Consider the following 13,808-nt stretch of genomic DNA (forward strand, 5'->3'; position numbering starts at 1 on the left):
GCGTAGGCGATGCTGAAACGCGCTTTCGACCTCGCCGCCGCCGGTGGCGGGCTCCTGGCGCTGCTGGTCCCCTTGGCCGTGCTCTGGCTGGTCGTCAGGCTGACCTCGCCGGGGCCGGTGCTCTACTGGTCGCGGCGCGTGGGGCGAGGTGGGCGGCTGTTCTCGATGCCGAAGTTTCGCACCATGCGCATCGACACCCCCGAGGTCGCCACCCATCTGCTCGAGGATCCCGATCACTGGCTTACGCCGGTCGGCGCGACCCTGCGGCGCTTGAGCCTTGATGAGCTGCCGCAGCTCTGGAGCGTGCTGATCGGCGACATGAGCCTCGTCGGTCCTCGGCCAGCGCTCTTCAACCAGGATGACCTGATCGCGGCCCGCGCCCAGGCGGGTGTCGACCGGCTGCGGCCGGGCGTGACCGGATGGGCGCAGATCAACGGGCGAGACGAGCTGTCGATCACGGCCAAGGTGGCTTTGGACGCGGAATACCTTCAGCGCCGGTCCTTCGCCTTCGACCTCATGATCCTGGCCAGAACCGTCGCCCCGGTCGTCACCGGCCGGGGCGTCACGCGCTAGCTCTCGCCCAATTCGGCATAGGCCTTTTCCACCGCCGAAACGAAGATCGGGTTTGTCGCCAGGGCGGCGGGGAATACGGAACCCAGCGCCAGGAAGGCGGAGACGTCGGTCTTGGCGACGCCCGTGCAGGCGGCCGCTACGGAGACCAGCGTGTCGGCCAGGGGATCGACGATCTTCTCGCCCGTCGACACGCGCAGCCGGACAAATCGCATCCAGGCCGCCAAGGGAACGGCGAGGCGCTCGATCGGGCGTCCAGCCTCCAGAGCCTCCCTCAGCGTGCCCAGAATGCGGAACGGCAGCTTCTGGGAGCCATCCCACGCGATCTGCGCCAGGAGGTGCCGGATCTCCGGGTTGCGGAAACGCTTGAGGATGGCCTCGCCATAGGCTTGCAGGTCCAGACCTCGGGGCGCGGTCAGAGTCGGCGTGATGTCTTCGACCATCAGGTCGTGGGCCAGCTTGGCCAGGACAGGATCGCTCACCGCCTCGAAGACCGTCTCATGGCCGCGAAGGATGCCGGTATAGGCCAGGGTGGAATGGACGCCGTTGAGCAGGCGCAGCTTGGCGCGTTCGAAGCCACGCACATCGTCGGTCAGGGTGACGCCAACGCCGGCAAGGTCCGGCGCGTCTGGGCCCAGGACATCTTCGATGACCCATTGGGTGAAGGCTTCGCGCTGAATGGGCCAGGCGTCCGACAGCCCGGTGGCGGTCAGGACCCGGTCGCGCAGGGCGTCGTCGGTGGCCGGGGTTATGCTGTCGACCATGGTGCGCGGAAAGCGGCCTTCGGCCTCGATCCAGGCGGCGAGTTCGGGATCTATCTTGCTGGCGAAAGCCGTGACGGCCGCCTTCAGGCGCCAGCCATTGTCGGCGAGATTATCGCAGGCCACCACCGCATAGGGCGGCAGGCCGACCAGGAAGCGGCGACGCAGACCTTCGACCAGATAGCCGATGGCGCTGATGGGTTCGCGGGGATGGGCCAGATCGTGGACGATATCCGGGTGGCTCTCATCCAGCCCGCCCTCGCTGGACAGGCAATAGCCCTTTTCGGTCACCGTCAGGGTGACCATCCGCGTCATCGGCGCGGCCAGCCGGGCGAAGACGGCGGGCGGATCCTCGGGGGCGACCAGCACCTCGACGATCGAGCCGATGATCCGGAACGTCGTCTCCTCGTCGAGCTGGGCCAGGGTGTAGAGGCCGTCCTGGGGTTCAAGCGCGTCACGGACGCCGGGGCTCTTCAGGGATACGGCGCAGATCGCCCAGCGCGGGTCCTTGGCCAGGAGCTGGTCGAAATAGAAGGCCTGGTGCGCGCGGTGAAAGGCGCCGGGACCGAGGTGAACGACGCCCACCGTGATCCGATCCCGATCGTAGGCGGGTTGGGTGACGCCGGGCAGGGCGGCGGCGCAACTGGTCGCGCGAAGACGCAGGGCGTTTGACATGGGAAGAGCCGTCACAGGGTCACACCACTTTTCCAGATGGCGATTTCACGCTCGCCGTTGATCTCGGCCTTGGTGGCCTTTCCCGAAGCCGTCTCGACGACCAGGTCCATGAGGGCGTCGGCCGCGTCGTCCATGGACTGGCCCGACAGCACAACCCCGGCGTCGAAGTCTATCCAGCCCGGCTTGCGATCCGCGAGCGCGCTGTTGGAGGCGATCTTCAGGGTCGGCGCGGGAAAACCCAGCGGTGTGCCGCGACCCGTTGTGAACAGGATCACGGTCGCGCCGGCGGCCGTAAGGGCCGTGGACGAGACCGCGTCATTGCCGGGCGCTTCCAGCAGCGTCAGGCCGTGGGGGCCCACGCGCTCGCCGTAGCGGATCACCTCGACCAGCGTCGATCGGCCGCCCTTCTGCACCGCGCCCAGGGATTTCTCCTCCAGGGTCGTGATGCCGCCGGCGATGTTGCCGGGCGAGGGGTTCTCGTGGATGGGCTGATTGTTGTCGATGAAGTAGCGCTTGAAGTCGTCGATCACCCCGACGGCGCTATCGAACACGGCGCGGGTCGCGGCGCGATCAAGCAGCATTTGCTCGGCCCCGAAGACCTCGGGGATCTCGGTCAGCACGGGAGTGCCGCCCGCGTCCGACACCTTGTCGGCGATGCGGCCCACCAGCGGATTGGCCGTCACGCCCGAGAAGCCGTCGGAGCCGCCGCACTTGAGACCCACTACCAGATCGGCGGCCGGGCAGGGCTCTCTGCGGTCCTGTTCGGCGATGGCGATCAGGGACTCGATCGCCGCCAGGCCGTCCTCGAGTTCGTCCTCGACCATCTGCGTGGTGAAGGACCGAAGTCGCGCGGGATCCAGGTCGGGGGCGCTTTCCAGCAGCGCCTTGAGCTGATTGTTCTCGCACCCCAGGCCCAGGATCAGCACGCCGCCCGCGTTGGGATGGGCGGCGAGGCCCGCGATCAGCTTGCGCGTGTGGATCAGGTCATCGCCCAGCTGCGAACAGCCGAAAGGGTGAGGGAAGGCGTGGACGCCGTCGACGCGGCCCGCGAAGCGCGCATTGGCCTTTTCCGCGATCCGGCGCGCTGTGTTGGCGACGCAGCCGACGGTGCACAGCACCCAGATCTCGTTGCGTGTGCCGACCCGGCCGTTCGCGCGTCGATAGCCCATGAACGTCCGGGCAGGCTGCTCCGAAATAACCGCCGCGGAGGGCTGCTTCCAGACGTAGCCTTCAACGCCCGAGAGCTTGGTCTGAACATTATGGACATGGACGTGGTCGCCAATCGCGATGTCGGCGGTGGCGCGTCCGATCGGCCAGCCATATTTCAGTACATCCTCGCCGGCCAAGGCTGAGCGGATGGCGATCTTGTGACCCTTGGGAATATCGGCACGGGACAGGATCTTTCGGCCATGCAGGTCCAGGGTCTCGCCCGCCACGATGTCGCGCAGCACCGTGGCGACGTGGTCACGGGGATCGACGTCGTGAATCGATTCGTCGGGGACTGAGGTCGTTTTGATCATCTAAGCCTTCGCGTAGCGGCGCTTCGTGCCGCAATACGTTCCAAGACGCTAGGGTAACCGGTGTCAGTTTTGTTGCAAACGGCCCTTTCGCCCATTGGTGGCGAGGACCGGACGTGTAGAGTATGACAAAAGAGAGCGCTCGAAGCCGCATGGAAACGTCGTGAACCCTTCAAACCCGCCGCTGACGTCGCCTGGCGACAACGAAACCGAGAGCGGCCTGGAGGGGGGGCGCAAGCGCGCCACGATCAACGATATTGCCAGGCTCGCGGGTGTCTCGAAGAAGACCGTATCGCGGGTCATCAACCAGTCTCCCTTCGTTCGTGACGAAACCCGCGAGCGTATCGAGGCGGTCATCGCTGAGTGGGGCTATGCGCCCGATCCCCAGGCTCGCGGGCTGGCGTTCCGCCGGTCGTTCCTGATCGGCATGATCTACGACAACCCCAATCCTCAGTACGTCGTGAACATGCAGTTGGGCTTGCTGGATGGCATGAGAGGCTCGGGCTTCGAGCTGGTCGTGCATCCCTGTGATCGCTCCAGCCCGACCTTTCTGGCTGACGTTCGCAACTTCGTGGAGCGCCAAAAGCTCTACGGCGTGGTTCTGCCGCCGTCGGTTTCCGAAGACGAGCGCGTCGCCAAGCTGCTGGGCGAGATCGGCTGCGAATATATCCGCATCGCTTCGGTGCCGCTCGACAAGCCCGAGCACATGATCGTTGGTCACGACCGCCTTGGCGGCGAGGCCATGGGCGCGCACCTGATCGAGCTTGGACACAAGCAGATTGGCTTCATCAGCGGTCTGCGAAGCTTCCGCTCGTCCCATGAGCGGAGAGGCGGCTTCGAGGACGCTCTTAACAAGGCCGGCCAGCACCTGGACGACGACTATGTGGTCGAGGGCGCATACACCTTCGAATCCGGTCTGGCCTGCGCTGAGATACTGCTGGCCAAAACGCCGCGTCCGACCGCGATCTTCGCGGGTAACGACGAGATGGCCGCCGGCGTGCTGCAGGCCGCGCGCCGCGCCGGTCTTGACGTGCCCCGAGACTTGACGGTGGTCGGGTTCGACGATTTCCAGATCGCCCAGGCCGTCTGGCCGCCGCTTACCACCATCCACATCCCGACCCGTGAAGTCGGCAGGATGGCCGCCGAGAAATTGATCGGCCTGGAGACGCGCGAAAAGCGTGATCCCGCCAGCACCGTGCCTCACCTTGTCGTGCGAGAGTCATCCGGCCCCGCTCCAAAGGTCTGAGGCCGGCGCTCGGCGTCGCTTGCATATAGCCATGACACCGGTTACCAAGCGCGCGTCAAAAGCGGTGACGCCAAGCCGCTGGCTGGAGAGGAAGCAGGAGAGATCCATATGGTCAGGCCCCTGAATTTCCACGAAGATCGGCTCTTTCCGGCGGATGACCGGACTCGGTCGATCGCACGCGAACTTTATGCGACCGTGAAGGCGCTGCCGATCATCAGCCCGCACGGTCACACCGACCCCAGTTGGTTCGCGACCAATGCGCCGTTTGAAGACGCCACCGACCTGCTGCTGGCGCCTGACCACTACCTGTTTCGGATGCTCTACAGTCAGGGCGTCTCGCTCGACAGCCTGAAGGTGCGGTCCAAGTCGGGCGTCCCCGGGACCGACCCGCGCGAAGCCTGGCGTCTTCTGGCCCAGAACTTCCATCTGTTCCGCGGCACGCCATCGTGGATCTGGCTCAATCACGTGTTCAGCCAGGTGTTCGGCTTTGAGGTGTTCCTCTCGGCCGAGACCTCGGATTTCTATTTCGATGCGATCAATGAAGCCCTGGCGACCGACGCCTTCCGTCCGCGCGCCCTGTTCGACCGCTTCAACATCGAGACCCTGGCCACGACCGAAGGCCCGCATGAGACGCTGAAGCACCACCAGGCCATCCGCGACAGCGGCTGGGGCGGGCATGTGATCACCGCCTATCGTCCCGACGCCGTCATCGACTTCGAGGATGAGCGCTCGCCGCGCGCCTTCGAACGCTTCGCCGAGGTTTCGGGCCAGGACGTCCATAGCTGGCGGGGTTATCTCGAAGCTCACCGCATCCGTCGCGGCGCCTTTATCGAAGCGGGGGCCACCTCGTCGGATCATGGCCATCCGACCGCCGCCACCGCCGACCTGTCCGACGCTGACGCCGAAGCCCTGTTCCTCAGCCTGGTGAAAGGCGAGGTGACCCCAGAAAAGGCCGAACTGTTCCGCGCCCAGATGCTGACGGAAATGGCCAGGATGAGCCTGGACGACGGGCTGGTCATGCAGATCCACCCCGGCTCGCACCGCAATCACAATGTGGGGCTGCTGGCCTCGCATGGCCGCGACAAGGGCGCCGACATCCCGATCCGCACCGAGTACGTGTCGGCGCTGAAGCCGCTCCTCGGCAAATTTGGCAATGATCCGCGCCTGTCGATCATCCTGTTCACGCTGGACGAGAGCAATTACAGCCGCGAACTGGCTCCGCTGGCCGGCCACTATCCCGTGCTGAAACTGGGCCCCTCCTGGTGGTTCCACGACAGCCCCGAAGGGATGATGCGGTTCCGCGAGCAGGTCACCGAGACGGCGGGCTTCTACAACACCGTCGGCTTCAACGACGACACCCGCGCCTTCCTGTCGATCCCGGCCCGCCACGACGTGGCCCGCCGCGTCGACAGCAGCTTCCTGGCCCGCATGGTCGCCGAGCACCGCATGGACCTCGTCGAGGCCCAGGAGCTGATCGTCGACCTGACCTACAACCTGCCCAAGCGCGCCTACAAACTCGACCAACCCCGGCCGACGCCCTCGTCGGCCCAAGCCGCCCAATAGATTTCCGGAGCACCACAATGTTCAGCAAGACCTATCACGCCACCCATCCGGACATGATGTTCTCGGTCAGCAACGACGACCTGCGCGATCGTTACCTGATGGACGGCCTGTTTGAAGAAGACGGCATCGTCCTGCACTACAACCACGCCGAACGCTTCGTGATCGGCGGCGTCGCCCCGATCTCGAAGGGCGTGAAGTTGCCCGACCAGACCGAGCCCGCCTCGGCCGCCGGTCACCCCTTCCTTGAGCGTCGCGAACTGGGCGCGATCAATGTCGGCGGCGGCAAGGGCAAGGTCACGGTCGACGGCGTCGTCTACGACATCGAGCCGCGTGACGGCATCTACGTGACCATGGGCGCCAAGGACGTGGTGTTCGAAAGCCTCGACGCCGCCAACCCGGCCCGCTTCTATCTGACCAGCCTGCCGGCCCACGCCGCCTTCGAAACCAAGAAGCTGGAATTCGCCAACGCCGTTCCGCTGGAGCGCGGCGCGCTGGAGACCTCCAACGAGCGCACCATCTACCAGTACATCGTGCCGACCACCTGCAAGTCGGCCCAACTGCTGCTGGGCATGACCGTTCTGAAGCCGGGCAGCGTCTGGAACACCATGCCGCCCCACCTGCACGACCGCCGCTCGGAAGCCTATTTCTACTTCGGTCTGGGCGAGAACGACCGGGTCTTCCATTACATGGGCGAGCCGGACGAGATGCGTCACATCGTGATCGCCAACGAGGAAGCCGTGATGAGCCCGCCGTGGTCGATCCACATGGGTTCGGGCACCTCGAACTACACGTTCATCTGGGCGATGGGCGGCGAGAACCTCGACTACACCGACATGAACGTGCTGGACATCTGCCAGCTGAAGTAGGGGCTTCGGCCCACGCGCTCTTTGCCTGTCATCCCGGGCGGAGCGTAGCGCAGACCCGGGACCGCTCAAGGCGCTCGCGCTTGCGGCGGTCCCGGCTTTCGCCGGGATGACAGCATTTTCTGACAGGAACACACCATGGCCAATCCGTTCAGCCTCGAAGGCAAGGTCGCGCTCGTCACCGGCGCCAATACCGGTCTGGGTCAGGCCGTGGCCGTGGCCCTGGCCGAAGCCGGCGCCGATATCGCCGCCGCCGGCCGCAGCGAACCCGCCGAGACCAAGGCCGCTGTCGAGGCGACCGGTCGCAGGTTCCTGTCGATCAAGGCCGACTTCGGCTCGATCGAGCCCGTCCAGCGCGTGATCGACGAAACCGTCGCCGCGTTCGGCAAGGTCGACATCCTGGTCAACAACGCCGGCATCATCCGCCGCGCCGACAGCATCGAGTTCACCGAGGCCGACTGGGACGCGGTGATGGACACCAACCTGAAGGTCGTCTTCTTCCTCACCCAGGCCTTCGCCAGGCAGGCGCTGAAGCAGGGGCCGGTCGACGGCGTCGCCGGCAAGGTGATCAACATCGCCAGCCTGCTGTCGTTCCAGGGCGGCATCCGCGTGCCGTCTTACACCGCGTCGAAAAGCGGCCTCGCCGGCCTGACCAAGATCCTCGCCAACGAGTGGGCGACCAAGGGCATCAACGTCAACGCCATCGCGCCGGGCTATTTTGACACCAACAACACCGAGGCCCTGCGCAACGACGCCGACCGCAACGCCTCGATCCTGGCCCGCATCCCGGCCGCCCGCTGGGGCAAGCCCAGCGACCTGGGCGGCGCGGCCGTGTTCCTGGCCTCGCCGGCGGCGGACTACGTCCAGGGGATTACTCTGCCCGTGGATGGCGGCTGGCTGGCGCGCTAGCAGCATAAAATCGCGCAAATATTGGATGGTAGCGGAACCATCGTGCCGTCCGGGTTTTCCCGGACGGCGAAGCGCGGTAAGGGCGCCGTAACGTCAGCTCCATGGGGCAGGGCGTCCAGGTTCATCCTTCTGTAGAGGCGCCATCGGCGTCAGCGGAGCTCGCTCATGCGTAACCCGGCCCTGTCGCTCGGCGGTGATCGTCCCACCAGCCGTCACGTCCGCCAGAACGCCAACCTGCTGAGCGACCTGCTGTCCGAGGCCATCGCCTATCTCGAGGGCGAAGAGGCCGCCGCCCTGGTGACCAAGGCCCGAAAGTCCGCCGTCCGCGACGACGATGGCGGCGAGGCGCCAGGGCTCGACCATCTGTTTTCCGACCTTTCCAACGACCAGGCCGTGTTCCTGGCCCGGGCCTTCGCCAGCCATTCGCTGCTGGCCAATATCGGCGAGGACGTCGCCGGTCGCCGTCGCCACGCCGAGGCCGCCGCCCAGCCGGGCGACGAGCGTCCCCGCACCCTGGTCGATGCGGTCAAGGCGCTGAAGGCCGGTGGCAAGACGGACGCCGATATCTCCCGGATCTTCGCGGCCATGAACGTGGTGCCGGTGCTGACTGCCCATCCCACGGAGGTGCGCCGCCGCTCGATGGTTGACCGCGAGACCGAGATCTCGCGCCTGATGGCCCTGCGCCGCCACCACCTGCCGGCCGACCTGGAAAGCGACATCCGCGAGCGGCTGTTTCGCGAAATCGCCCTGATGTGGCGCACCCGGCTTTACCGACCCGAGCGGATCACCGTGAAGGACGAGATCCGCAACGCCCTGTCGATCGTCCGCACCTCGATCCTGCCGGCGATCATCGACCTCTATGGCGACTGGACCGCCCTGATCGCCCACAACGCCGAGCTGGCGCCGCTGCTGAAGATGGGCTCGTGGCTGGGCGGCGACCGCGATGGTCACCCCGGCGTCAACGGCGAGACGCTGAAGCTGGCCCTGAGCTCGCAGTCGCGGGTGATCCTGGACTGGTATGCCGGCGAAGTTCGCAAGCTGTGGTCCAACCTGGCGATCTCGACGGCCTATACGCCGGTGTCGGACGAGTTGATGGCCCTGGCCGGCCAGGCCAGGGACCCGTCGGTGCACCGCATCGACGAGCCCTATCGCCTGGTGCTGGAGCTGATCTTTGATCGCCTTTCGGCGGTGTCCCAGAAGCTGACCAACCAGTGGGTCGCCTTCGCCAACGGCCGGACGGACGTTGAGCCCTACGCCCATCCCGACGCCTTTGTCGCTGATCTGTCGGTGGTCATCGACAGCCTGGAACGCAATGGCGGCGAGCGTCTGGTCGGAACCGCGCTGCGGACCCTGGTCGAGGTGGCCAAGGCCTGCGGCTTCCACCTGATGAGCCTGGACCTGCGCCAGAACGCCGACGTCCATGAGCGCACCCTGCACGAGCTGTTCGAGCGCGCTGGCACAGGCGTTCGCTACCTGGACCTATCCGAGGCGGATCGCTGCAAGATCCTGATCGACGAGCTGTCGCACCAGCGGCCGCTGGTCTCTCCGTTCACCGCCTATGGCGAGGAGACGAGCCGCGAACTGGCCACCATGGAAGCGGCGGCCCAGGCGGTGCGCGACTATGGCCACGGCTGCCTTGGCGCCTATGTGATCTCCAAGTCGGCGACCCTGTCTGATATCCTCGAGCCGCTGGTGCTGCTCAAGCAGGTCGGTCTGGTCTGGGGCGGCGCCGCGCCGCGCGCCTCGGTCAAGATCAGTCCGCTGTTCGAGACCATCGAGGATCTGGAACAGGGCCCTCGCGTCCTGCGCCAGTGGCTGGAACTGCCGATCAGCCGCACCATCCTGGGTGACAAGCCGGTGCAGGAAATCATGCTCGGCTATTCCGACAGCAACAAGGACGGCGGCTATGTCGCCTCGCGGCGCGGGGTGGCGCGGGGGGCTTCAGCCTTGGCCTTCGAGGCCGACCGGATGGGCGTCGGCCTGCAGCTGTTCCACGGCCGGGGCGGCAGCGTCGGACGGGGCGGCGGCCCCGCCGCCGAGGCGGTGATGGCCCAGCCGGCCGGCACCGTGCAGGGCCGCATCCGCATGACCGAGCAGGGCGAGATGATCGCCCGCCGCTTCGGCGACCAGCCCACCGCCCGCCGCAATCTGGATGGACTGGCCGCGGCCGTGCTGATGGCCAGCGATCGTCCCGTCGTTCGACCTGACCCCAAGGTCGAGGCGGCGATGACCGCCCTGGCCCAGGCCTCGTTCGAGGGCTATCGGGCGCTGGTCTATGATGATCCCGCCTTTGAGGACTTCTTCTGGTCGGCCACGCCGATCGGCGAGATTGTCGGCCTCAACATCGGTTCGCGCCCCGCCAGTCGCACCGCCAGCCGCAGGATCGAGGACTTGCGCGCCATTCCGTGGGTGTTCAGCTGGTCGCAGTCGCGCTTCATGCTGCCGGGCTGGTACGGCTTCGCCTCGGGCGTCGAGCGGGCAGGGCTGTCGGTTGGGCAACTGCAGGATCTGGCCGGAGGGTTCGACTTCTTCGCCTCGCTGCTGTCGAACATGGAGCTGGCCCTGGCCCAGAGTCATATGGACATCGCCGCCCGCTATGTGGCCCTGTCCGCCGATCCCGCCAACGCCAACCGGATCTTCGAGACCATCCAGCGCGAGCATGACGCCGCGCGTCGTCTGGCGCTCGACATTCGCGCCGGGACCAGCCTGCTCGACAACCAGCCGGAGCTGTCGGAGTCGGTGGCGCTGGCTGGCCTGTCGGTTGATCCGCTCAATCACCTGCAGCTTGAACTGCTGTCGCGTCGGCGGGCAGGGGACCAGGACGAGAATGTCCGGTTGGCGATTCAGCTGACCGTGGCCGGGATCGCGGCGGGTCTGCGCAACACGGGCTGAGTCCTCCCTCATTCCGCTCTCCCCGGCGAAGGCTGGGGCCCGGATTCAGCCTGAGCATTTGGGGATGACGCGCCTTCGGTTTCGCTAAGTTCGACACCTCTCTGGGCTCGATCTGGCCCCCGGCCTTCGCCGGGAAGAGCGGGTGTGGGGATGATGTTGTTCATCAGAATACGAATTTCCTTCAATTCCATAGGCTTAAGTCGGAAATTTCTGGCCCCTAGGACGCTTGCCTAAACCGAGGGTTTCTGGTTATCTGCGCAATGACACCGGTGGCATCACGAGCCACTCTCTCAATGACACCGGTATCATCACGTTTCGGAACGACCTGGTCGGCCCGTCTCGTTGCGGCTCTTTTTGAGCTCGCTCCTGCGCAAACTTCGGGGCGTCGAGCCTGGCTCGACGCCCCCACTTTTACGAGGGCGGGTGACAAGGAGGACATTGGGGAAGGAAACAAGGCGGCGCGAACGCGCCTTTGTTTGACGTAGCGGCAGCCACCCAGTGGCGTCGGCTTGCGACGCGGTCTAAACGATCGCCCTGAGCCAATACCGGCGAAATCTTCCACGCGACGGCCTCGCTTAGCGAGCTGGCGCAAGAACGATCCTTTGGGAGGACTATGTGATGGTGAAAGATCGTATGGCGGTTCTGACCGCCATGATGGACCAGGGTGTGATCCCGGTTTTCTATCACCCCGACGCCGAGGTCTGCAAAAAGGTCATCCAGGCCTGCGCCGACGGCGGCGCGCCCTGCATCGAATTCACCAACCGCGGCGACTTCGCCAGCCACGTCTTCTACGAAGTGACCAAGCACTTCGCCACGGCCGATGAGCGCGTGATCATGGGCGTGGGCTCGATCGTCGATGCGCCGACCGCCGGCATCTACATTGCCAACGGCGCGAAGTTCGTGGTCGGCCCGATCCTCAACGCCGACGTCGCCAAGGTCTGCAACCGTCGCAAGATCCCGTATTCGCCGGGCTGCGGTTCGGCCTCGGAAATCTCCTACGCCGAAGAGCTGGGCTGCGAGATCGTCAAGGTGTTCCCCGGCTCGTCGGTCGGCGGCCCGGACTTCGTCAAGGCCGTCCTGGGCCCGATGCCCTGGACCCGCATCATGCCGACGGGCGGCGTCGATCCCGACGAAGCCTCGGTCAAGAAGTGGTTCGGCGCGGGCATCGTCGCCGCCGGCATGGGCTCCAAGCTGATCACTCAGGAACTGCTCGACGCGGGCGACTATGCGGGCATCACCGCCAAGGTCCGCGAGACGGTTGAACTCATCAAGAAGGTTCGTGGGAAGGCCTAAATGACCGACAACATCCTCAACATCCGCCCGGCTTCGGAAACGAAGTGGGATTGCGCGTCCTTCGGTGAAGTGATGCTGCGCTTCGACCCCGGCTTTGGCCGGGTTCGCAACGCCCGCCAGTTCAATGTCTGGGAAGGCGGCGGCGAATACAACGTCGCCCGCGCCTTCAAGAAGTGCTGGGGCAAGCGCTCGACCGCCGTCACCGCCCTGCCGGTGAACGACCTGGGCTGGCTGGTTGAGGACCTGATGATGCAGGGCGGTGTCGACACCTCCCACATCATCTGGCGCGATTTCGACGGCCTGGGCCGCAATACGCGCGTGGGCTTGAACTTCACCGAGAAGGGCTTCGGCGTTCGCCCGGCCCTGGGCTGCAGCGACCGGGGTCACTCGGCCGCCTCGCAGATCCGCCCCGGTGAAGTGAACTGGGAAAAGCTGTTTGGCGAGGAAGGCGTTCGCTGGTTCCACACCGGCGGCATCTTCGCGGCCCTGGCCAGCAACACCGCCGAAGCCGTGATCGAAGCGGTCGAAGTGGCCCGCAAGTACGGCACCGTCATCTCCTACGACCTGAACTACCGCGCCTCGCTGTGGAAGTCGCAGGGCGGCAAGGAAGGGGCCCAGAAGGTCAACCGCCACATCGCCCAGTATGTGGACGTGATGATCGGCAACGAAGAAGACTTCACCGCCTGCTTGGGCTTTGAAGTCGAAGGCCTGGACGAGCACATCAGCGCGATCGATCCGGCCAACTTCAAGAAGATGATCGAGACCGCCGTAAAGCAGTTCCCGAACTTCAAGGTCGCCGCTACCACCCTGCGCAACGCCAAGACCGCCTCGGTCAATGACTGGTCGGCGATCCTGTACGCCGGCGGCGAGTTCTACGCCTCGATGATGCGCGAGAACCTCGAGATCTATGACCGCGTCGGCGGCGGCGACGGCTTCGCTTCCGGGCTCGCGTTTGGCTTCATGGAAGGCAAGGGCCCCCAGGCCGCCGTCGAGTACGGCGCGGCTCACGGCGCCCTGGCCATGACCACCCCGGGCGACACCTCGATGGTGCGCCAGGCGGAAGTCGAAGCCGTGATGAAGGGCAAGGGCGCGCGGGTCATCCGCTAGTCCGTCAAGGCTGTCCTGAAGAGCCCCCGATCGCAGGATCGGGGGCTTTTTCATGGGCGCGCCTCTAGATCCTCCCCCTAGCGGGGGAGGTGTCGCCGCAGGCGACGGAGGGGGAAGTGACTGCTGACCCACTGCGGTCTTCCCCCGCCGGCCTCCGGCCGCCTCCCCCTTCAGGGGGAGGACCTGTCGCGCTGTATCCTCCGCGCTTAGCGAATCGAACTGAGCGAATTCAATCACTTCCAACTTTCTCGCGCTTGCGTATCCCCCGCTCCCAAAACGGGTGGATACTTCTCCTTGTCCCCGTCGCAAGGGGAGGGCGCCTGGTACCGGCCCAAAGCGGCGACGGGTGATGAAGCTGAGCGGGGCCGCGACGCCCTGGGCGGCGGGTCGAAGCGGGCGGACTGTCTCAGAA

The 13,808-nt window shown here is 65.8% G+C and carries 10 protein-coding genes; 8 read left to right on the forward strand and 2 right to left on the reverse strand.

Features of this window, described 5'->3' with window-relative positions; genetic code table 11:
- Positions 1-12: 12 nt before the first annotated feature.
- A complete protein-coding gene (locus ACQY9P_RS16230) occupies positions 13-573 on the forward strand; it encodes a sugar transferase (protein ID WP_421738319.1) in 561 nt (186 codons plus the stop codon).
- Here ACQY9P_RS16230 and ACQY9P_RS16235 read toward each other — a convergent pair.
- Entirely contained in the window at positions 570-2,006 is a 1,437-nt protein-coding gene (locus ACQY9P_RS16235) for a mannitol dehydrogenase family protein (RefSeq protein ID WP_421738179.1), read from the reverse strand. The two genes, ACQY9P_RS16230 and ACQY9P_RS16235, sit on opposite strands and share 4 nt — an antisense overlap.
- 11 nt (positions 2,007-2,017) lie before the next feature.
- Positions 2,018-3,526 carry a UxaA family hydrolase gene (locus ACQY9P_RS16240; RefSeq protein ID WP_421738178.1) on the reverse strand — a complete coding sequence of 503 codons (1,509 nt, stop codon included), beginning with the start codon at positions 3,524-3,526 and terminating at the stop codon, positions 2,018-2,020.
- A 160-nt stretch (positions 3,527-3,686) separates the two neighbouring features.
- Here ACQY9P_RS16240 and ACQY9P_RS16245 point away from each other — a divergent pair, with 160 nt between their 5' ends.
- From ACQY9P_RS16245 to ACQY9P_RS16275, 7 genes are all read left to right on the forward strand, one after another.
- Positions 3,687-4,769, forward strand: a complete 1,083-nt coding sequence (locus ACQY9P_RS16245) for a LacI family DNA-binding transcriptional regulator (RefSeq protein ID WP_421738177.1) — start codon at positions 3,687-3,689, stop codon at positions 4,767-4,769.
- A gap of 108 nt (positions 4,770-4,877) precedes the next feature.
- Entirely contained in the window at positions 4,878-6,332 is a 1,455-nt protein-coding gene (uxaC, locus tag ACQY9P_RS16250) for a glucuronate isomerase (protein WP_421738176.1), read from the forward strand.
- A gap of 17 nt (positions 6,333-6,349) precedes the next feature.
- A complete protein-coding gene (gene kduI / locus ACQY9P_RS16255; protein WP_421738175.1) occupies positions 6,350-7,198 on the forward strand; it encodes a 5-dehydro-4-deoxy-D-glucuronate isomerase in 849 nt (282 codons plus the stop codon).
- Positions 7,199-7,333: 135 nt separating this feature from the next.
- A complete protein-coding gene (gene kduD / locus ACQY9P_RS16260) occupies positions 7,334-8,104 on the forward strand; it encodes a 2-dehydro-3-deoxy-D-gluconate 5-dehydrogenase KduD (protein WP_421738174.1) in 771 nt (256 codons plus the stop codon).
- A 165-nt stretch (positions 8,105-8,269) separates the two neighbouring features.
- Positions 8,270-10,996, forward strand: a complete 2,727-nt coding sequence (gene ppc / locus ACQY9P_RS16265; protein ID WP_421738173.1) for a phosphoenolpyruvate carboxylase — start codon at positions 8,270-8,272, stop codon at positions 10,994-10,996.
- A gap of 618 nt (positions 10,997-11,614) precedes the next feature.
- Complete coding sequence (locus ACQY9P_RS16270; RefSeq protein ID WP_421738172.1) at positions 11,615-12,289, forward strand: bifunctional 4-hydroxy-2-oxoglutarate aldolase/2-dehydro-3-deoxy-phosphogluconate aldolase; 675 nt, start codon at positions 11,615-11,617, stop codon at positions 12,287-12,289.
- Positions 12,290-13,396 (forward strand): PfkB family carbohydrate kinase, encoded by a 1,107-nt coding sequence (locus tag ACQY9P_RS16275; RefSeq protein WP_421738171.1) that lies wholly within the window; start codon positions 12,290-12,292, stop codon positions 13,394-13,396. It begins immediately after the preceding gene.
- The last annotated feature ends 412 nt before the right edge of the window (positions 13,397-13,808 follow it).

The organism is Caulobacter sp. (assembly GCF_965279145.1).
Taxonomy (GTDB): domain Bacteria; phylum Pseudomonadota; class Alphaproteobacteria; order Caulobacterales; family Caulobacteraceae; genus Caulobacter.

What these genes read in the sequence shown, in the direction of transcription:
- ppc (WP_421738173.1), top strand. Translation starts at nt 8,270, where the DNA reads ATGCGTAACCCGGCCCTGTCGCTCGGCGGTGATCGTCCCACCAGCCGT.
- ACQY9P_RS16270 (WP_421738172.1), top strand. Translation starts at nt 11,615, where the DNA reads ATGGTGAAAGATCGTATGGCGGTTCTGACCGCCATGATGGACCAGGGT.
- kduD (WP_421738174.1), top strand. Translation starts at nt 7,334, where the DNA reads ATGGCCAATCCGTTCAGCCTCGAAGGCAAGGTCGCGCTCGTCACCGGC.
- ACQY9P_RS16240 (WP_421738178.1), bottom strand. Translation starts at nt 3,526, where the DNA reads ATGATCAAAACGACCTCAGTCCCCGACGAATCGATTCACGACGTCGAT.
- uxaC (WP_421738176.1), top strand. Translation starts at nt 4,878, where the DNA reads ATGGTCAGGCCCCTGAATTTCCACGAAGATCGGCTCTTTCCGGCGGAT.
- kduI (WP_421738175.1), top strand. Translation starts at nt 6,350, where the DNA reads ATGTTCAGCAAGACCTATCACGCCACCCATCCGGACATGATGTTCTCG.
- ACQY9P_RS16235 (WP_421738179.1), bottom strand. Translation starts at nt 2,006, where the DNA reads ATGTCAAACGCCCTGCGTCTTCGCGCGACCAGTTGCGCCGCCGCCCTG.
- ACQY9P_RS16275 (WP_421738171.1), top strand. Translation starts at nt 12,290, where the DNA reads ATGACCGACAACATCCTCAACATCCGCCCGGCTTCGGAAACGAAGTGG.